Source organism: Rhodococcus antarcticus, from assembly GCF_026153295.1.
GTDB classification, from domain to species: Bacteria; Actinomycetota; Actinomycetes; order Mycobacteriales; family Mycobacteriaceae; genus Rhodococcus_D; species Rhodococcus_D antarcticus.
On the sequence record NZ_CP110615.1, the window covers coordinates 1,758,788 to 1,776,813 of the forward strand.

Sequence of the window (18,026 nt, forward strand, 5' to 3'; positions counted from 1 at the left end):
CAGCGGGCACTCCGTGGGTGAGATAGGCCCGCCGCACCACGGCGAGGCGCCCAGGAGGTGGGACGATGGATGCGTGTCGACACCCGAGGACCTCGCCCGGGCCCGTCGCGCCGAACGTCGTGCAGCCCTGCGACGCGCGCACCCGGACCTGGGGGGATCGTCAGAGGCGCTGCGGCACGTCCTGGCGGCCGACCGTGTCCCGGTGCTCGCGGACGTCGAGGTCGTCTCCACCCGTCTGCGGTCCGTGCGACGCCGCGCCCGGGCCGCCACGACGACCTTGCGCGCACGGCTGCCGCGGCGCGTGCCGGGGGCGTTGCGTCGCTTCACGCTCTGAGGTCCGGTTGCCACCGATGAGTTCACCCCGGCAGGACCGTCCACCGTGCACGGACACACGAGACGGAGGCACGGCATGAGCGGAGCACGGGTCCTGGTCGGAACGCGCAAGGGGGCCTTCATCCTCACCTCGGACGAGCGCAGGGTCGACTGGGAGGTCAGCGGGCCCCACTTCAGCGGGTGGGAGATCTACCACGTGACGGGTTCCCCGGTGGACCCCGAGCTGCTGTACGCATCGCAGTCCGGGGGCTGGTTCGGCCAGCTGCTGCAGCGCTCGACCGACGGCGGTCGCACCTGGGAGCCGGTCGGCAACGACTTCAGCTACGCCGGGGTGCCCGGCACGCACCAGACCTTCGACGGGACCCCCGCGCCGTGGGCGTTCACCCGTGTGTGGCACCTGGAGCCGTCGCCCACCGAGCGCGACACCGTCTACGCCGGCGTGGAGGACGCTGCGCTGTTCCGCTCCACCGATGCCGGGGGCAGCTGGACCGAGGTGCGTGGGCTCCGTGAGCAGGGCTCCGGGCACCAGTGGCAGCCGGGCGCGGGTGGGATGTGCCTGCACACCATCGTGCTGGACCGCAACGACCCGCTGCGCATCCTGGTGGCCATCTCCGCAGCGGGGGTGTTCCGCACCACCGACGGCGGTGAGACCTGGGCGCCGGTGAACGCGGGCCTGCTGTCGGACGGCATCCCCTCCCCCGCGGCCGAGGTCGGGCACTGCGTGCACAACCTCGCGGTGCACCCGGCACGGCCGCGCACGGTCTACATGCAGAAGCACTGGGACGTGATGCGCAGCGACGACGGCGCGGACAGCTGGCACGAGGTGAGCGGGGACCTGCCCAGCGACTTCGGCTTCCCCATCGCCGTGCACGCCCACGAGCCGGAGACCGTCTACGTCGTCCCGATCACCAGCGACTCCGAGCACGTGCCCCCTGACGGGAGGCTGCGGGTGTACCGCAGCCGCACGGGCGGGAACACCTGGGAGCCGCTCACCGAGGGCCTGCCCCAGGAGCACTGCTACGTCAACGTGCTGCGCGACGCCCTGGCCGTGGACTCGCTGCCCTCGTGCGGGGTGTACGTCGGCACCACGGGCGGTCAGGTCTACGTCTCGCCCGACTCCGGTGACACCTGGTCGGCCATCGTCCGCGACCTGCCGCCCGTGCTCTCGGTGGAAGTGCAGACCCTGGTGTGAGTGGTGTCCGGGTCGTGCTGCCGAGGCACCTGCGCACCCTGGCGCACTGCACGGGCGAGGTGGTGGTGGAGGCTGCCCCCACGCAGCGGGCGGTCCTCGACGCGGTGGAGCTGCGCTACCCGGTGCTCCGCGGCACCCTGCGAGACCCGTCCAGCGGTCGACGACGCCCGTTCGTCCGCTTCTTCGCCTGCGATCAGGACCTGTCCCACGACGATCCTGACGCACCGCTGCCCGAACCGGTCGCGGCCGGCTCGGAGCCGTTCCGCGTGGTCGGCGCGATGGCCGGCGGCTGACGGCTCGCGGACGGGCCGGTCAGGACGCGACGAGGAGCTCGGCCAGCTCGACGACGCAGGTGCACCCGCCGTCGACCTCCTCGCACGTGAGCTCGGCAAGGGTGTGCCGGACCCGGTCGAGATCGACGCAGCCGGGCTCCGTGCACTCCACGGCCGCATCGAGGTGCGCCACGAGCGAGCCGTGGCAGTGGTCCAGCTCGGCCGTGCAGTCGGGGCAGGTGGTGACCATGGTGACCTCGCGTTCGTCGGTAATGACAAGCATGTCATTACCTGAGGGGTCCGACAAGAACGCGGACCTCAGCGCGTCGAGCCTGGTCAGGCCTGCGTCGCCGCAGCCTTCTTCGACGCCGCAGCCTTCGTGGCCGGGGCTTTCGTGCTCGCGGCCTTCGTGGCCGGGGTCTTCTTCGCAGCCGGGGTCTTCTTCGCAGCAGCCTTCGTGGCGGCGGCCTTCGCTACCGGGGCCTTCTTCGCGGCCGGGGCCGTGGTGGGCTCCGCGCCGCTGCCCTCACGGGTGCGCCGGCTGGCCTCGATGCTCGCGGTGAGCGCGGACATCAGGTCGATGACGGTGCCGCCGGTGTCGTCCGCGGTCGGTGGCGTCACGGCCTCCTTGCCGGCCACCTTGCGGTCGATCAAGGCTTCCAGCTGGAGCCGGTAGGTGTCCTGGTACTGGCGCGGGTCGAACACCTCGTCGGACATCGAGTCGATGAGCGAGCCCGCCATGGCCAGCTCGGCGTCGCGCACCGGGGGTGCGTCCTCCCGCAGGAACGCGAAGTCCGGCGCCCGCACCTCGTCGGGCCACAGCATGGTCGAGAGGACCAGGCAGTCTGCGTGCACGCGCAGCAGGGCAAGCGACTCCCGCTGCCGCAGCGCGATCTTGGCCACGGCCACGTGCCCGGACTTGTGCAGGGCGTCGCGCAGCAGCAGGTAGGGCTTGATCCCGCCCTTCTGCGGCTCCAGGAAGTAGGTCTTGTCGAAGTAGATGGGGTCCACGGCCTCCAGCGGCACGAACTCCAGCACGTCCACGGCCTTGGTGCTGGGCACCTGCAGGGTGGCGAAGTCCTCGTCGGTCAGCACCACCACCGTCCCGTCGGCGGTCTCGTGTCCCTTCGCGATGTCGTGGTAGGGCACCTCGGCGCCGTCCACGGAGCAGACCCGCTTCGTCTGCACCCGGCCACCGTCCTCGGCGTGCACCTGGTGGAAGGTGACGCTCCGGCTCTCGGTCGCCACGTAGAGGTTCACCGGGATCGAGACCAGGCCGAAGGAGACCGCGCCCTTCCACATGGACCGCATGGGCATGGTGCGCACCTCCTCCGACCACGGCGCGTCGCCGTAGACCAGGGAATCTACGACAGAACCGCTCCGGCGCGCGGAGTCGGCGCGCGGCGGGTCGGCAGCGGGTCCACGCCGGGGTCGCTGGCGAGGGGCACCAGGTATTCCCAGGTCAGGATGCCTCCAACGCCACACCGTCCGAGCCTGCGGAGCTCCTGCTGGCGGCCGACAATCATCCTGTGTCCGTCACCAGCACCCTCCACCGCAACCACCACCACACCGCCGCAGACCGTGACACCGTCCTCATCACCGACGCTCCCGTGTCCTTCACCGAGCAGCACGACGCCCGGGTCCGCAAGTACGTCCTGCTCATGTCGCTGCGCATCCCGGCCCTCGTGCTCGCGGCCGTGCTCTACGCCGCGACCGGGCTGTGGTGGCTGCCGCTGATCGTCGTCGCCGCATCCCTGCCGCTGCCGTGGGTGGCCGTGCTCATCGCCAACGACGGCCCGCCCCGTGCGCGCGAGGACGTCGACCGCTACATCTGGGGCACCGAGGTCCAGGCACCGGCGATCGCGGCGCCCGCACGTCGTGAGCTCGACGCCGCCAAGCACCAGGACTGAGCCCGACGCTGGTGGGTGGGCGCCAGGGCCCTGAGGATCGCTGACGCCCACCCCGGTGAGCGGCGCACGTCGCGTGGCCACCAGGTCCGGAGGACGCCCGCGAGCAGGTCGAGCCGCACCGCGGCGTCCGGGGACCACCAGACCACGTCCGACCCTGCCCGTGCAGAACGAGCTCGCCCGGCCCCGACCCATCCCGAGCGGGGGCCCGTCCGGGACAGGGCTAGCGTGCGACCACGCAGTGCTGCCCCGGACCACTGGCCGGCTGTCGAACACCCCGTGTGGACGACGAGAGGCCGGTGCGAGCGTGGAGCCGTTCCCCGCGGCGGTGCCCGACCACCTGCGCGAGCTGTACCTCGACGCGCTGTCGGGGCGCACGGTGTCCCCGTCGGCCCTGTGCGTGGCGTGCACCCTCGTCCTGCCCGTGCAGGACGCGTCCGTCGTCTCCGTGCTCGGCCACGGCTCCCTCGAGCTGGCCGGTGCGAGCGACGGCGCGGCCGCAGGGCTGGTGGAGCACCAGCTCGGTGCCGGGGACGGACCGACGCTCGAGGCCCTCTCCCGAGGCGGCCCCGTCCTGCTGGCCGACCAGGGCCGTGGCGTGGGCACCACCCGGTGGCCGCTGCTGGCGGCGGCGCACCCCGAGGCGCTGGCCGGAGCCGTCTACGCCCTCCCCCTGCAGCGCGGCGCCATCCGGCTGGGGGTGCTGACCCTGCGCCGCCCGGACACCACGCCGCTGGCGGCGGCCGAGTTCGCCGCCGTGGTCGACGCCGCCGAGACCGTGACGACCGTGCTGCTGCTCGACGGGGTGGCCGCCGCGCCCGGACCACCCCAGGAGCACGGCGGGTGGCCGCACGACAACCCGCTGACCGCCGAGGTGCACCAGGCGACGGGCATGGTGCTGGCCCAGCTCGACGTGGGGGTGCGCGAGGCCTACCTCCGCCTGCGCGCGCACGCCTTCGCCGAGGGGCTCCCGCTCTCGGAGGTGGCGCACGCGGTGGTCGCCCGCACGCTGCGCTTCACCCCCGAGCTCGACCACCCCCGTCCCGACGGCCGGTGACGGTCGTCCTCCGGGCCGGGTCGGTCTCGAGGACGTTGGTGAGCTCCTCGGAGAGGGTGGCAGGGCCGAGCGGACCCGGGGGGAACGGGACCTCCGGCCTGCCGCCCGGGCCCGGTTGGTGGGTGGGTTCAGCCCAGCCGCACCCGCAGGTCGGTGAGCTCGTCGCGCAGCGCACCGGGCAGCCGGTCGCCGATGGTCGCGAACCACTCCTCCAGCAGCGGGAGCTCGTCCCGCCACTGCTCCCGGTCCACGGCCAGCGCCGCGGCCAGGTCGGCCGGGTCGACGTCGAGGCCGTCCAGGTCCAGCGACCCGGGGGTGGGCACGACGCCCAGCGGAGTCTGCACCCCGGACGCCGTGCCCTCGATGCGCTCGACCGCCCACTTCAGCACGCGGCTGTTCTCGCCGAACCCGGGCCACAGGAACTGCCCCTCCGGGCCGCGCCGGAACCAGTTGACGTAGAAGATCTTCGGTGCCGCCGACCCGGCGCGGGCACCCACGTCGAGCCAGTGCTGCAGGTAGTCGCCCACGTGGTAGCCGAGGAACGGCAGCATGGCCATCGGGTCGCGGCGCACCACGCCCACCGCACCGGTGGCCGCGGCCGTCGTCTCGCTGGACAGCGTCGCGCCGAGGAACGTCCCGTGGGCCCAGCTGCGGGACTCGAGGACCAGCGGCACGGTGCTGCGGCGCCGGCCGCCGAAGAAGATGGCCGAGATCGGCACGCCCGCCGGGTCGTCCCACTCCGGGGCGAGGATCGGGCACTGCGCCATGGGTGTGCAGTAGCGGGAGTTGGGGTGCGCTGCCGGGGTGCCTGTCTCCGGGGTCCAGCTCTGCCCGTGCCAGTCGGTGAGGTGGGCGGGCGGCACGTCCGTGGCCCCCTCCCACCACACGTCGCCGCCGTCGGTGAGCGCGACGTTGGTGAAGATCGTGTGCCCGCGCTCGAGGGTGGTCATCGCGTGCGGGTTGGTGTGCGGACCGGTGCCCGGGGCGACGCCGAAGAAGCCGAGCTCGGGGTTGACGGCGTAGAGCCGACCGTCGGCGCCCGGCCGCATCCAGGCGATGTCGTCGCCGAGGGTCTGCACCGTCCAGCCCGGGATGGTGGGCGAGAGCATCGCGAGGTTGGTCTTGCCGCAGGCGGACGGGAACGCCGCCGCGACGAAGTGCACGGCGCCCGCGGGCGAGGTGAGCTTGAGGATGAGCATGTGCTCGGCGAGCCAGCCCTCGTCGCGCCCCATCACCGACGCGATCCGCAGCGAGAAGCACTTCTTGCCCAGCAGCGCGTTGCCGCCGTAGCCCGAGCCGTAGCTGCGGATCTCGCGGGTCTCCGGGAAGTGGCAGATGAACTTGGTCTCGTTGCAGGGCCACGCGACGTCGGCCTGGCCGGGTGCGAGCGGAGCCCCCACCGAGTGCAGGGCCTTGACGAACGGGGCGTCGGACCCCAACGCCTTCAGCACGCGCGCGCCCATCCGGGTCATCACCTGCATGCTCACCGCGACGTAGGCGGAGTCGGTGATCTGCACCCCGAGCTTCGGGTCGGCCGCGCCGAGGGGGCCCATGCAGAACGGGACGACGTAGAGGGTCCGTCCGACCATGGCCCCGCGGTAGAGGTCGTCCAGCACCGCGGTCATCTCCGCCGGGTGCATCCAGTGGTTGGTGGGGCCGGCGTCGAGCTCCAGCTCGGAGCAGATGAAGGTGCGGTCCTCCACCCGCGCGACGTCCGCAGGGTCGGAGACGCACCAGAACGAGCTGGGCTTGGCCTTCTCGTCGAGCCGGACGAACGTGCCGGCGTCCACGAGCTGGGTGGTCAGGCGGTCCCACTCGGCCCGGGAGCCGTCGCACCACACCACGTCGTCGGGCCTGGTGAGCGCGACGACCTCCGCCACCCAGCGCAGCAGCTCGCCGTGCTCGGTGGGAGCGGGGGCGCGGGCGGCGAGATCGGTGGTCACGGTCACGGTGTCTCCTCGGGGTGGGCGGCTGGAGCGGGGGGTTCGGGTGCGGTGCGGCGGTGGCTCACGCACGGGCGGGGTGGAGCTGGGCCTCGACGAGCTGCCGGGCCGCGGTGATCGCCGAGGGGGTGTCGGCGAAGACGAGCCCGTCGGCGCGGAGCTGGGCCCCTACGCCGAGGGTGGCGAGCACCGCGTCGTGGTCGGGGGTGATGCCCGAGATCAGCACGGTGGTGCCGCGGCGCTCGAGGGTGGTGATGGTGTCGCCCAGCACGTGGGCGCCGGTGGCGTCGAGCGCGCTGACCCGCGACATCCGCAGGATGACCACCCGCACGTCGGCGATGTCGGCCAGCTCGAGCAGGACGCGGTGGGCGGCGGCGAAGAACAGCGGACCCTCGAGCCGGTAGGCGACCACGTGCTCGTCGAGCAGGGCGCGCTCCTCGTCGGAGTGGTCACCGCCGTCCACGGGCACCTGGTCCAGCCGTGCGCTGCGGGCCACGGCGCGCAGCGCCAGCACCACTGCCGCGGCGATGCCGACCCCGACCGCGGTCACCAGGTCCACGGCCACCGTGACCCCGAACGTCAGGGTGACGATGACGGCGTCGGTGCGGGTCGAGCGGAGCAGGGCCCGCAGGGAGCTCACCTCGACCATCCGCACGCAGGTGGCGAACAGGACGCCGGCCAGCGCCGCCAGGGGGATCGAGGAGACCAGCGGTGCGGCGAGGAGGACCACGACGAGCAGGACCACGGCGTGGGTCACTGCTGCCAACCGCGACCGTGCGCCGGCCCGGACGTTGACCGCGGTCCGGGCGATGGCTGCGGTGGCCGGGACGCCCCCGAACACGGGGACCACCAGGTTCGCCAGGCCCTGGCCGAACAGCTCGCGGTCCGGGTCGTGCCGCTCCCCCACGGTCATGCCGTCGGCCACGGTGGCGCACAGCAGGCTCTCCAGGGCGGCCAGCGCGGCGATGGCCAGCGCCGAGGTGAGCAGCGCGCCGGCCGCCGAGGGGTGCAGGAACGCGAGGGAGGGCGTGGGCAGACCGGACGGCAGTGCACCGAGCGTGGTGAGCCCCAGCGGAAGCACGGTCGCGAGCAGGGCGGCGAGCGCGACGCCCACCAGCGAGAACGGCACCCCCGGTCGCCACCGCGCCCCGAGCAGCATCACCGCCGCGACACCGAGCGCGGTGAGCGGCGCGGCGGGGTGCAGGTGGGCCAGCGACTGCCGCACCGCGTCGGCGGCCCGCGCCCACACCTTCTCCCCCGCCGGGTCTGCCACCCCGAGCGCGGCCGGGACCTGCTGCAGGGCGATGACGACCGCGATGCCTGCGGTGAAGCCCTCGACGAGCGAGATGGGCAGCAGGCGCACGTAGCGACCCAGGCGGGCCAGCGCCATGGCGATCAGGACCAGCCCGGCCATCGCCCCCACCATGAGCACCCCGGACGCCCCGTAGGTGTGCACGATCGGGATGAGCACGACCGTCATGGCCCCGGTGGGTCCGGAGACCTGCAGGTTGGAGCCCCCGAAGACGGCCGCGACGATGCCGGCGACCACGGCGGTGGCGAGCCCGGCCTGGGCGCCGAGCCCCGAGGCCACCCCGAAGGCCAGCGCCAGGGGCAGCGCGACGACGGCAACCGTCAGTCCGGCGACCAGGTCGCGGCGCGGGTCGCGGCGCACCGCGGTGAGGTCGGCCCGCGCCGGCAGCAGGTTGCGGACCCGGGACGCGTGCTCCAGGAGGAACGTGGCCGCGGGTCCCCTGGCCGTCGTCGCTGGGTCCATGTCCGGACCGTAACCTAATTGACTAGTTCTTCATGTTGTCATGTGACGTGGGGATCACCGGGTGAGGACCTTCGTCCCGACCACGCGGCCCGAGGACCTCGGGGGGACCGGTCGCTCAGTCGGAGGCGGACCGGAGCTCGGTGAGCAGCTCGTCCTGGCCGGTGAGGACCGCGGCGAGGATCTGGCGGGCCGAGCGCAGCAGGTCCGCCACGTCCGGGGTGGCCAGGGTGTAGAGCACGGTCGATCCCCGCCGGGAGGACGACACCAGGCCGGAGCGGCGCAGCACCGCGAGCTGCTGGGACATGTTGGACGCCTCGACGCCCGTGTCTACCAGCAGCTCGCGCACCGGCCGTGGTCCGTCCTGCAGGAGCTCGAGCACCCGGATGCGGACCGGGTGGCCCAGGGTCCGGAACAGCTCGGCCTTGGCCTGGTAGAGCGGCACCGTCCCGCCCGCCCCGCTCACGAGGTGGACGCTACGCGAGGTTCAGGGCGCCGGCGGCAGCCGGAGGGTGCTGCGCACCGACCGCTCGACGAACAGGGGGACGTACGTGCGCAGCCGGCAGCCGTCGAAGCGGCGGTGCGCGCGCAGGACCAGCTCTGCCACCACCTCCGGCCGGACGTCCGGGAACTCCGCGGTCAGCCGGGCGAGGACCCGGTCCAGCTCGTGCTGCTCGAGCTCGTCCGGCCCCGGGGCGAGGAGGGTGTGGGTGGCCAGGTCGGTCAGCGTGCTCATGGCGCCTCCTCGTCGTCACGGGCGCGGCGTGCGCCCGTGGCTGAGCCTGTGCGCTGCCCGCTCGTCGCGGCAGGACCGGGCGACCCCGGCGCCCGGGACGTTGGTCGCTGCGGCCACCGTGGCCCGGCCCGGCCCGGCCCGGCACGGCACGGCACGGCGCGCGGGTGCGGGACGTAGGGCTCTGCCCGTTCCGCCGCGCAGCGGGCAGGATCGGGTGAGCGGCGCCCACCAGGGGGCCGATCACCGTCGGAGGTCCCGTGCAGAAGATGTCGCTCACCGCCCTGTCCCGCAGCCAGCTCGCCCTGGCCAGGGCCGCCACCAGCGGGCGCAGCGCCCACACCGTGATCGGCGGGCACGAGCACACGCTCCGCCAGACGATGATCGCCCTGGCCGCCGGGCACAGCCTCGACGAGCACGAGAACCCCGGCGAGGCCACCGTGCACGTCCTGCTCGGTCGCGTGGTGCTGAAGGCGGGACAGGACAGCTGGGAGGGCTCCCCCGGGGACCTGCTGACCGTCCCCGACGCCCGCCACTCGCTGACCGCGGTGGAGGACTCCACCGTGCTGCTCACCGTGGCCACCCGCTCCTGAGCGGGGTTCAGCGGCGCCCGCGTGGGGTCGGGACCTGGACGTGCTCCCAGCCAGGCCGCTCCGCGCGGGCGCCGAGCGCGACGTCCTTGCTGCGGTAGACGACGTAGGGCCGCCACAGGTAGCCCACCGGAGCGCTGAAGACGTGCACGAGGCGGGTGAAGGGCCACAGCGCGAACAGCGCCAGCGCGGCCAGCCCGTGGGCCTGGAACCCGATCGGCGCCGCACCCATGAGCTCGGGGTGCGGCTGGAGCACGAAGATCCCGCGGAACCAGACCGAGACGCCCAGGCGGTAGTCGTAGCCACCGACGAAGGTGGCCAGCACGGTGTTGGCCAGGCCCAGGGTGATCACCGTGCCGAGCACCAGGTACATCACCTTGTCCATCCGGGTGGTGGCGCTGAACACCGGGCCGACGGTGCGGCGGCGGTAGATCAGGATCGCCATGCCCACGATGGTCGCGGCGCCGGCCAGCGCCCCGAGGCTGAGGGCGAGGAAGTGGTACAGCCCCTCGGAGACACCGACGGCACTGGTCCAGCTCTCCGGGACGCCGAGGCCGACGACGTGACCGAGGAACACCCCCAGGATGCCGAAGTGGAACAGCGGCGAGCCGAGGCGCAGCAGCCGGCGCTCGTAGAGCTGCGACGAGCGGGTGGTCCAGCCGAACTTGTCGTAGCGGTAGCGCCAGAGGTGCCCGACGACGAACACCGCCAGGCACACGTAGGGCACGACGACCCAGAGGACGACGTCGGTGGTGCTGGTCATGGCCGGGCTCCTGCCAGGTCGGGGGGTGCGAAGGGCTCGATGCCGACGTCCTCGCCCGGTGGACCCTCGGCGGCCAGCCGGGCCACCGCGTCGCGCTCGTCCCCGGCCAGCGGCGGCAGGGTCTGGCTGACGGCGGTCAGGGCGAGCGCGTAGGGGGACCCGCTGTCGCGCAGCGCGATCCGGAGCATCTCCAGGCCGGCCCGGTGCTCGAGCAGCAGCCTGCGGCCCTGCTGCAGGTGGGCGGTGGCGGCGAACTCGAGGACCACGCACAGGTGGTCGGGCAGCTCGTTGCCGAGGAGCTCGACCTTCCCGCGCCGGAAGGTCTGCTTGAACGCCAGCAGGGCCATCCCCCGCTTGCGGGTGTCACCGTGGGCGTAGTAGCTCAGGTAGAGGCAGCACCGGCGGCGCAGGTCGAAGGTGGCCACGTAGTCGGCGGCCAGGGTGACCAGCGGAACCGACCCGAGGTGGTCGAGCAGCGCGTCGAGCTCTCCCCGGTGCGCGGCCGGCACTGTCGACAGCGCCGCGCGCAGCAGCGGGAGGTCGGACACGAGCCGGGGGTCGGGGTAGTCCAGCGTCCGGGAGGCGACCAGGTAGACCACGGCGGTCGCCTCGGGGTCGAGGGTGCTCACGGGCCGGCCGGCGGGTCGGCGGGGAACATCCCGCTGGGGCGGCCGTTGCCGTCCCAGTTGAGCAGGTTCACCCGGCTGCTCTTGTCGGCCGGGTCGGCGATCGTGTCGGAGGTCTGCCGCTGCTTGAGGGCGTGGAAGTTCTCCACCGACAGGGCCACGGGGCCGCCGGACCCCTCGCCGAACGGGCCCGACCCGCCCATGCCGGGGCCGCCGTCACGGTCGAGGCTGCACTCGGTGGCCAGCTCCTCCAGGTTGTGCGCGGTCTCGGCGTGGGCGGGGGGGATGACGTAGCGCTCGTCGTAGGCGGCGATGGCGAGCAGCCGGTACATCTCGTACATCTGCTCCTCGGTCATCCCCACCGAGGCGGGGATGCCGGGCTGCGGCTCGCGGCCGAGGTTGATGTCGCGCATGTAGCTGCGCATCGCGGCGAGCTTGCGCAGCACGTCCGAGACGGGCTTCGGGTCGCCGGCGGTGAAGAGCTCGGCGAGGTACTCCACCGGGATGCGCAGCGACTCGATGGCCGCGAACAGGGTGTCCACCTGCTCGGCGTCGACCCCGGTCTCGGCGACCGCGTCGACCACCGGGGACAGCGGCGGGATGTACCAGACCATCGGCATGGTTCGGTACTCCGGGTGCAGCGGAAGAGCCACCTGGTAGGTGGTGATGAGCGCCCAGATCGGGGACTTCTGGGCGGCGGTGATCCAGTCGCGCGCGATGCCCGCGGCCTCGGCCGCAGCGATGACCTCGGGGTCGTTCGGGTCGAGGAACACCGCCCGCTGGGAGGCCAGCAGGTCGGCCTCGTCCTCGACGGAGGCGGCCTCGAGGACCTTGTCGGCGTCGTAGAGGACCAGCCCGATGTAGCGCAGGCGCCCGACGCACGTCTCGGAGCAGATCGTGGGCGTGCCGACCTCGATGCGGGGGAAGCAGAACGTGCACTTCTCCGCCTTGCCGGTCTTGTGGTTGAAGAAGATCTTCTTGTAGGGACAGCCGGTGACGCACTTGCGCCAGCCCCGGCACTTGTCCTGGTCGACCAGGACGATGCCGTCCTCGGTGCGCTTGTAGATCGCCCCCGAGGGACACGACGCGGCGCACGAGGGGTTGAGGCAGTGCTCGCAGATCCGGGGCAGGTGGAACATGAAGGTCTGCTCGTAGCTGAGGGTGATCTCCTCCGAGACCTTCTTGAGGATGGGGTCGTTCTTGGTGAGCGTCGGCGAGCCCCCCAGGTCGTCGTCCCAGTTGGCGCTCCACTCGATCTTCATCGGCTCGCCACTGATCAGGGAGTACGGCCGGGCGACGGGCACGTGCTCCTGCAGCGGCGAGCTCAGCAGGGTGTCGTAGTCGTAGGTCCAGGGCTCGTAGTAGTCGCCGATGCTGGGCATCTTGGGGCTGGAGAAGATCGAGAGCAGGTTCTTCAGCCGGCCCCCGGCCTTGAGCACGAGCCCCCCGCGGCGGGACAGCGCCCAGCCGCCCTGCCACACCTCCTGGTCCTCGTAGGTGCGGGGGTAGCCCTGGCCGGGCCGGGTCTCGACGTTGTTCCACCACATGTACTCGGTGCCCGTGCGGTTGGTCCACGCCTGCTTGCACGTCACGCTGCAGGTGTGGCAGCCGATGCACTTGTCCAGGTTCATCACCATCGCCATCTGCGCCATGACCCTCATCGGAGCACTCCGGACGTCTCGGTCGGCTGCATCAGTACTGAACCTCCTGGGAACGTCGGCGGATGACGGTGACCTCGTCGCGCTGGTTGCCGGTGGGGCCGAGGTAGTTGAAGGCGAAGGACAGCTGGGCGTAGCCCCCGACGAGGTGGGTGGGCTTCACCAGCAGCCGGGTCACCGCGTTGTGGGTACCGCCGCGCTTGCCGCTGGTCTCGCTGCGCGGAACGTCGATCACCCGGTCCTGTGCGTGGTACATGTACACCGTCCCGGCCGGCATCCTCGTCGAGACCACGGCGCGGGCGACGACGACGCCGTTGCGGTTGACCGCCTCGATCCAGTCGTTGTCGCTGATCCCCAGCGACTCCGCGTCCGGCGTGCTCATCCAGATGTTCGGACCCCCGCGGGACAGGCTGAGCATGAGCAGGTTGTCCTGGTACTCGGAGTGGATGGACCACTTGGAGTGCGGCGTCAGGTAGCGGACGGTGAGCTCGGCGGCGCCCCCCTCGCCCAGGCGCGGCTCCCCGAACAGCCGGTGCATGTCCAGCGGGGGACGGAAGATGGGCAACCCCTCCCCGAGCTCGTGCACCCAGTCGTGGTCGAGGAAGAAGTGCATGCGCCCGGTGAGGGTGTGCCAGGGCTTGAGGCGCTCGGTGTTGATGGTGAACGGGGAGTAGCGGCGCCCGCCGTGCTCGCTGCCCGACCACTCCGGCGAGGTGAGCACCGGCACCGGGCGGGACTGGGTGTCGGCGAAGGTGATCCGTCGCCCCTCGTTGTCGGCGGCGAGGTCGGCCAGGGTCACCCCAGTGCGCTCCTCCAGGGCACGGAAGCCCTGGGTGCCCAGGCGGCCGTTGGTGGTCCCGGACAGGGTGAGGATGGCCTCGCACACGTCGGTGTCCCTGGCCAGGGAGGGGCGCCCAGCACCGGGCCCACCGTGCACGGTGCCGTTCGCGTGGCGCAGCAGCTCCACCTCCGGCTCCGGGTGGTACGTGACGCCCTTGGTGGTCATGCCCAGGGTCTCCACGAGCGGGCCCAGTGCGGTCATCTTCGCCGCGACGGCTCCGTAGTCGCGCTCGACCACTACGATCTTCGGCATGGTCACCCCGGGGACGGGTTCGCACTCCCCGGAGCGCCAGTCGCGCACGACGCCGCCCGGGGTGGCGAGCTCGTCGGGGGTGTCGTGCAGCAGGGGAACGGCCACCACGTCGCGCCGGGTGCCCAGGCGCTTCGCGGCCATGGTGGAGAACACCTCGGCCAGGCTGGTGAAGGCGTCGAAGTCGGTGCGGGTCTGCCACGGTGGTGCGATCGCCGGGTTGAAGGCGTGCACGAAGGGGTGCATGTCGGTGCTGGAGAGGTCGTGCTTCTCGTACCAGGTGGCCGCGGGCAGCACGATGTCGGAGAACAGGGTCGTGCTGGTCATCCGGAAGTCCAGCGACAGCAGCAGCTCCAGCTTCCCGCTGGGTGCCTCGTCCCGCCAGCGCACGTGCTTCGGCCGCAGCTCCGGGGGTGTCTGCTGCGCGCGCAGCGAGCTGTCGGCGCCGAGCAGGTGCTTCAGGAAGTACTCGTTGCCCTTGGCGGAGGAGCCGATCAGGTTCGACCGCCACACGGTGAGGATCGTGGGGGCGTTGCCGGGGCCGTCGGGGTCCTCCGCGGCGAAGTGCAGGCGGTCGGCCCGCAGCTCGGCCACGACGTGCTCGGCGGCGCTCACGCCCGCACGGTCGGCCTCGTCGGCGAGGTCGAGGGGGTTGCGGTCGAAGGTGGGGTAGGACGGCATCCACCCCAGCCGGGCGGACTGCGCGATGAGATCGGCGGTGGAGAGCCCGGCGAACCGGCCGGTGGCCAGTGGCGAGGACAGCACGTCGGCCTGGAACCCGTCGTAGCGCCACTGCGCCGTGTGCAGGTAGAAGAACGCCGTGGCGATCATCTGACGGGGCGGCCGCGACCAGTCCAGCGCGTTCGCGACCTGGTTGTAGCCGGTCAGCGGGCGGACCTTCTCCTGGCCGACGTAGTGCGCCCACCCGCCGCCGTTGCGGCCCTGGCACCCGGTCAGCGTGGTCAGGGTGAGGAACGCCCGGTAGATGGTGTCGGAGTGGAACCAGTGGTTGGTGCCGGCGCCCATGAGGATCATCGATCGGCCGCCGGACTCCTCGGCGTTGCGCGCGAACTCGCGGGCGATCTTGGCGCACGTCGCCGCCGGCACCGAGGTGATGCCCTCCTGCCACGCCGGCGTGTACGGCTCGTCGTCGTCGTAGCCGGTGGGCCACTGCCCGGGCAGCCCGTCGCGGGACACCCCGTACTGGGCCAGGAGCAGGTCGAAGACGGTGGTCACGAGGTGGCCACCGACCTCCCGGACCGGGACCCCGCGGTGCAGCACCGCCCCGGTGCCGTCGGCGGCGTCGAAGCGGGGCAGGTCCACCGTCGCGGTGGCGCAGCCGGCGGCGTGCACGGTGAGCAGGGGCTCGACGTCGCCCAGGTCGAGGTTCCAGCGGCCCTTGCCGGCCTCGCCGAAGCGGAAGCCGAGCGAGCCGTTGGGCACCACCGGTGTCCCGTCGGCGTCGAGCAGGACGGTCTTGGCCCCCGACCCCTCGGAGGTGTCCCCCAGGTCGGCGGCCGTGAGGAACTTGCCCGGCACGTGGGCACCGTCGCGCTCGGTCAGGGTGACCAGGAAGGGCAGGTCCGTGTACCGGGTGACGTAGTCGTGGAAGGGCGCCGTCGTCGTGTCGACGAAGAACTCCTTGAGGATGACGTGGCCCATGGCCATCGCCAGCGCCCCGTCGGTGCCCGGGTGCGGGGCGAGCCACTCGTCGGCGAACTTCGTGTTGTCGGCGTAGTCCGGGGACACGACGACCACCTTCTGGCCGCGGTAGCGGGCCTCGGTCATGAAGTGCGCGTCCGGGGTGCGGGTCACCGGCACGTTGGAGCCCCACATGACCAGGTAGGCGGCGTCCCACCAGTCGGCGGACTCGGGCACGTCGGTCTGGTCGCCGAACACCTGGGGGGAGGCGACGGGCAGGTCGGCGTACCAGTCGTAGAAGCTCAGCATCGTGGCGCCGATGAGCGCGTGGAACCGGGCGCCGGTCGCCTGGGAGACCATCGACATGGCGGGGATCGGCGAGAAGCCGGCGATGCGGTCGGGGCCCTCGGTCTCGATGGTGTGCACGTGGGCGGCGGCGATCATCTCCAGCGCCTCGTCCCAGCTCGCCCGGACCAGACCACCCTTGCCCCGGGCGGACTTGTACGCGCTCGCGCGCACCGGGTCGGAGACGATCTCGGCCCACGCGTCCACCGGGTCGCCCAGCCGGGCCCGGGCCTCCCGGTACATGTCCAGCAGCACCCCGCGCACGTAGGGGTATCGGACCCGGGTGGGTGAGTAGGTGTACCAGGAGAACGCCGCCCCGCGGGGGCAGCCCCGGGGCTCGTACTCGGGACGGTCGGGGCCGATGGAGGGGTAGTCGGTCTGCTGCGCCTCCCAGGTGATGATCCCGTCCTTGACGTAGACCTTCCACGAGCACGAGCCGGTGCAGTTCACCCCGTGCGTGGAGCGCACCACCTTGTCGTGCGCCCACCGGTCCCGGTAGAACGTGTCCGCCCCACGACCACCGATCTGGTGCAGCGTGCGCAGGTCCTCGGCGACCTTCAACGGCTGGAAGTACCGGCGGGCCTTCAGCAGTGCCTCCACGGCGGCGCTGTTCACGTGCGGTCCCGGGACGGGCGCCGGGGCGGGGGTGCGGCGGGCTCGGCGCAGGCTCACGCAGGACTCTCTTCCGTGGTCGGGGCGGAGGGGGACGCGTGGGCTGCGGCGGTGCGCCGCACCGGTCCCCAGGTGAGCACCGCGGCGGCGACGGCCACCGCGACGAGGAGGAGGAACCCCACGGTGTAGCTGGCGAACGCGCCGTAGAGCAGGCCCATCACCAGCGGGGGGACGAAGCCGCCGAGACCGCCTGCGGCGCCCACGATCCCGGTGACAGCACCCACCTGGGGTGCGGGCACCACGGCCGCGACCAGGGCGAAGCACGCCCCCGACGCCGCGCCCAGCCCCGCGGCGAGACCGAGGAAGCCGATCGTGCCCACCGGTAGCAGCGGCAGCTCGAGGGCCGCCACCAGCGCGAACACGGCCGTGGTCGCGAAGGAGGCGGTGAGCACCCGCACCGGCCCGACCTTGTCCGAGAGCCACCCCCCCACCGGCCGCGCCACCACCGCCAGCACCACGAACCCCGCGGTGCGGACCGCCGCGTCACCGATCGAGAGATCGTAGACGTTGCGGAGGTAGGTGGGCAGGTACACGCTGAACGCGACGAACCCGCCGAACCCGACCGCGTAGAGCAGGGACAGCTGCACCGTCGACGGCAGCCGCACCGTGGCGACCGTGCGGGCCACGAACGAGCCGTCGGCACGGACACGGTCGGCCGGCGACCGGATCAGTGCGGCCGAGACGACGGCGAACACCGCGAGCAGGACCGCGACCAGGACGAAGGGGGCGCTGCGGCCGAGGTGGTCGGCCAGCCGGACCGTGGTGAAGGCCGAGATCGCCGTCCCACCCATGCCGACACCGAAGACGCCCAGGGCCGCGCCGCGGCGGGCCGGGGGGAACCACGAGTTCACCATCGGCACACCGACCGCGAAGGCCGTGCCGCCGATGCCGAGGAAGAAGCCACCGACCAGCAGCCGTGCGTACGAGGATCCGGCGAGGCCGACGAACAGCACCGGGAGCACGGTCAGCGCGGTGACGACGGTGAACAGCACCCGCGGGCCGTACCGGTCGGTCAGCGCGCCCACCGGGATCCGGCCCAGCGAACCCACGACGACGGGGACGGCCACCAGCAGCGCCTGCTGGAACGACGTCAGCCGCAGCTCGCTCCCGAAGGTGGGTCCCAGCGGGCTGATCAGCGCCCACGCCCAGAAGTTGATGCCGAAGCCGACCGTGGCCAGGACGAGCATGCGGTTCGCGGACGTCGGCGTCGTGACCGGGCTGGGCGGGCGGGGACGGTCGTCGACGTGCATGGGGCCCTTCGGTGCGGTGTCGCAGCGCGCGTCGTCCGGGGTCGGGGACGACGGCCCCCACGTCGAGAAGCAGTCCCGACCACCCTCGGGCAGCCGCGGTCGGGGCGACAGTGCCGTTGGTCCCTGGCGGGAACACGAGCGGTGTGCCCGGTCTGTCGAGCGCGGGCGGCGGACGGACCGGCC

Annotated in this window: 17 protein-coding genes; 6 read left to right on the top strand and 11 right to left on the bottom strand. The window is 72.6% G+C overall.

Features of this window, described 5'->3' with window-relative positions:
- Positions 1 to 73 precede the first annotated feature (73 nt).
- From RHODO2019_RS08435 to RHODO2019_RS08445, 3 genes are all read left to right on the top strand, one after another.
- The gene (locus tag RHODO2019_RS08435) at positions 74 to 334 is read left to right on the top strand and encodes a hypothetical protein (RefSeq protein WP_265384511.1); all 261 of its coding nucleotides are present in this window, start codon (positions 74 to 76) and stop codon (positions 332 to 334) included.
- A 75-nt stretch (positions 335 to 409) separates the two neighbouring features.
- Complete coding sequence (locus RHODO2019_RS08440) at positions 410 to 1,525, top strand: WD40/YVTN/BNR-like repeat-containing protein (protein WP_265384512.1); 1,116 nt, start codon at positions 410 to 412, stop codon at positions 1,523 to 1,525.
- A gap of 14 nt (positions 1,526 to 1,539) precedes the next feature.
- Positions 1,540 to 1,818, top strand: a complete 279-nt coding sequence (locus tag RHODO2019_RS08445; RefSeq protein WP_265384513.1) for a MoaD/ThiS family protein — start codon at positions 1,540 to 1,542, stop codon at positions 1,816 to 1,818.
- Positions 1,819 to 1,837: 19 nt separating this feature from the next.
- On the opposite strand, the gene RHODO2019_RS08450 is transcribed toward RHODO2019_RS08445, so the two are convergent.
- Both RHODO2019_RS08450 and ku read right to left on the bottom strand, forming a co-directional pair.
- The gene (locus RHODO2019_RS08450; RefSeq protein ID WP_265384514.1) at positions 1,838 to 2,080 is read right to left on the bottom strand and encodes a hypothetical protein; all 243 of its coding nucleotides are present in this window, start codon (positions 2,078 to 2,080) and stop codon (positions 1,838 to 1,840) included.
- A gap of 53 nt (positions 2,081 to 2,133) precedes the next feature.
- A complete protein-coding gene (gene ku / locus RHODO2019_RS08455) occupies positions 2,134 to 3,114 on the bottom strand; it encodes a non-homologous end joining protein Ku (RefSeq protein ID WP_265384515.1) in 981 nt (326 codons plus the stop codon).
- A gap of 212 nt (positions 3,115 to 3,326) precedes the next feature.
- Here ku and RHODO2019_RS08460 point away from each other — a divergent pair, with 212 nt between their 5' ends.
- Together RHODO2019_RS08460 and RHODO2019_RS08465 are read left to right on the top strand one after the other, a co-directional pair.
- Positions 3,327 to 3,707, top strand: coding sequence for a DUF3099 domain-containing protein (locus RHODO2019_RS08460; protein ID WP_265384516.1), 381 nt, complete (start codon positions 3,327 to 3,329; stop codon positions 3,705 to 3,707).
- A 304-nt stretch (positions 3,708 to 4,011) separates the two neighbouring features.
- Positions 4,012 to 4,761, top strand: a complete 750-nt coding sequence (locus tag RHODO2019_RS08465; RefSeq protein WP_265384517.1) for an ANTAR domain-containing protein — start codon at positions 4,012 to 4,014, stop codon at positions 4,759 to 4,761.
- 128 nt (positions 4,762 to 4,889) lie between these two features.
- On the opposite strand, the gene RHODO2019_RS08470 is transcribed toward RHODO2019_RS08465, so the two are convergent.
- The 4 genes from RHODO2019_RS08470 to RHODO2019_RS08485 form a co-directional block, all read right to left on the bottom strand.
- Entirely contained in the window at positions 4,890 to 6,710 is a 1,821-nt protein-coding gene (locus RHODO2019_RS08470; protein WP_435532192.1) for a phosphoenolpyruvate carboxykinase (GTP), read from the bottom strand.
- Between the two features lie 58 nt (positions 6,711 to 6,768).
- Positions 6,769 to 8,478 carry a SulP family inorganic anion transporter gene (locus RHODO2019_RS08475; RefSeq protein WP_265384518.1) on the bottom strand — a complete coding sequence of 570 codons (1,710 nt, stop codon included), beginning with the start codon at positions 8,476 to 8,478 and terminating at the stop codon, positions 6,769 to 6,771.
- A gap of 115 nt (positions 8,479 to 8,593) precedes the next feature.
- The gene (locus tag RHODO2019_RS08480; RefSeq protein ID WP_265384519.1) at positions 8,594 to 8,941 is read right to left on the bottom strand and encodes an ArsR/SmtB family transcription factor; all 348 of its coding nucleotides are present in this window, start codon (positions 8,939 to 8,941) and stop codon (positions 8,594 to 8,596) included.
- Positions 8,942 to 8,962: 21 nt separating this feature from the next.
- Positions 8,963 to 9,211: a three-helix bundle dimerization domain-containing protein gene (locus RHODO2019_RS08485; protein ID WP_265384520.1), complete on the bottom strand. Its 249-nt coding sequence runs from the start codon at positions 9,209 to 9,211 to the stop codon at positions 8,963 to 8,965.
- A 257-nt stretch (positions 9,212 to 9,468) separates the two neighbouring features.
- Here RHODO2019_RS08485 and RHODO2019_RS08490 point away from each other — a divergent pair, with 257 nt between their 5' ends.
- The gene (locus tag RHODO2019_RS08490) at positions 9,469 to 9,801 is read left to right on the top strand and encodes a cupin domain-containing protein (RefSeq protein ID WP_265384521.1); all 333 of its coding nucleotides are present in this window, start codon (positions 9,469 to 9,471) and stop codon (positions 9,799 to 9,801) included.
- Positions 9,802 to 9,808: 7 nt separating this feature from the next.
- On the opposite strand, the gene narI is transcribed toward RHODO2019_RS08490, so the two are convergent.
- From narI to RHODO2019_RS08515, 5 genes are all read right to left on the bottom strand, one after another.
- Complete coding sequence (gene narI / locus RHODO2019_RS08495; RefSeq protein WP_265384522.1) at positions 9,809 to 10,561, bottom strand: respiratory nitrate reductase subunit gamma; 753 nt, start codon at positions 10,559 to 10,561, stop codon at positions 9,809 to 9,811.
- Positions 10,558 to 11,190, bottom strand: a complete 633-nt coding sequence (narJ, locus tag RHODO2019_RS08500) for a nitrate reductase molybdenum cofactor assembly chaperone (protein ID WP_265384523.1) — start codon at positions 11,188 to 11,190, stop codon at positions 10,558 to 10,560. The genes narI and narJ overlap by 4 nt, the downstream gene beginning before the upstream one ends.
- Positions 11,187 to 12,848, bottom strand: a complete 1,662-nt coding sequence (narH, locus tag RHODO2019_RS08505; protein WP_265384524.1) for a nitrate reductase subunit beta — start codon at positions 12,846 to 12,848, stop codon at positions 11,187 to 11,189. The genes narJ and narH overlap by 4 nt, the downstream gene beginning before the upstream one ends.
- A 31-nt stretch (positions 12,849 to 12,879) precedes the next feature.
- Entirely contained in the window at positions 12,880 to 16,521 is a 3,642-nt protein-coding gene (locus RHODO2019_RS08510) for a nitrate reductase subunit alpha (RefSeq protein ID WP_435532212.1), read from the bottom strand.
- A gap of 68 nt (positions 16,522 to 16,589) precedes the next feature.
- Positions 16,590 to 17,843: an MFS transporter gene (locus tag RHODO2019_RS08515; protein ID WP_265384525.1), complete on the bottom strand. Its 1,254-nt coding sequence runs from the start codon at positions 17,841 to 17,843 to the stop codon at positions 16,590 to 16,592.
- Positions 17,844 to 18,026: the final 183 nt, after the last annotated feature.

Coding starts and splice junctions, on each gene's coding strand:
- RHODO2019_RS08475 (WP_265384518.1), bottom strand. CDS start 8,478: ATGGACCCAGCGACGACGGCCAGGGGACCCGCGGCCACGTTCCTCCTG.
- RHODO2019_RS08485 (WP_265384520.1), bottom strand. CDS start 9,211: ATGAGCACGCTGACCGACCTGGCCACCCACACCCTCCTCGCCCCGGGG.
- narH (WP_265384524.1), bottom strand. CDS start 12,848: ATGAGGGTCATGGCGCAGATGGCGATGGTGATGAACCTGGACAAGTGC.
- RHODO2019_RS08440 (WP_265384512.1), top strand. CDS start 410: ATGAGCGGAGCACGGGTCCTGGTCGGAACGCGCAAGGGGGCCTTCATC.
- ku (WP_265384515.1), bottom strand. CDS start 3,114: ATGCCCATGCGGTCCATGTGGAAGGGCGCGGTCTCCTTCGGCCTGGTC.
- RHODO2019_RS08515 (WP_265384525.1), bottom strand. CDS start 17,843: ATGCACGTCGACGACCGTCCCCGCCCGCCCAGCCCGGTCACGACGCCG.
- RHODO2019_RS08450 (WP_265384514.1), bottom strand. CDS start 2,080: ATGCTTGTCATTACCGACGAACGCGAGGTCACCATGGTCACCACCTGC.
- narI (WP_265384522.1), bottom strand. CDS start 10,561: ATGACCAGCACCACCGACGTCGTCCTCTGGGTCGTCGTGCCCTACGTG.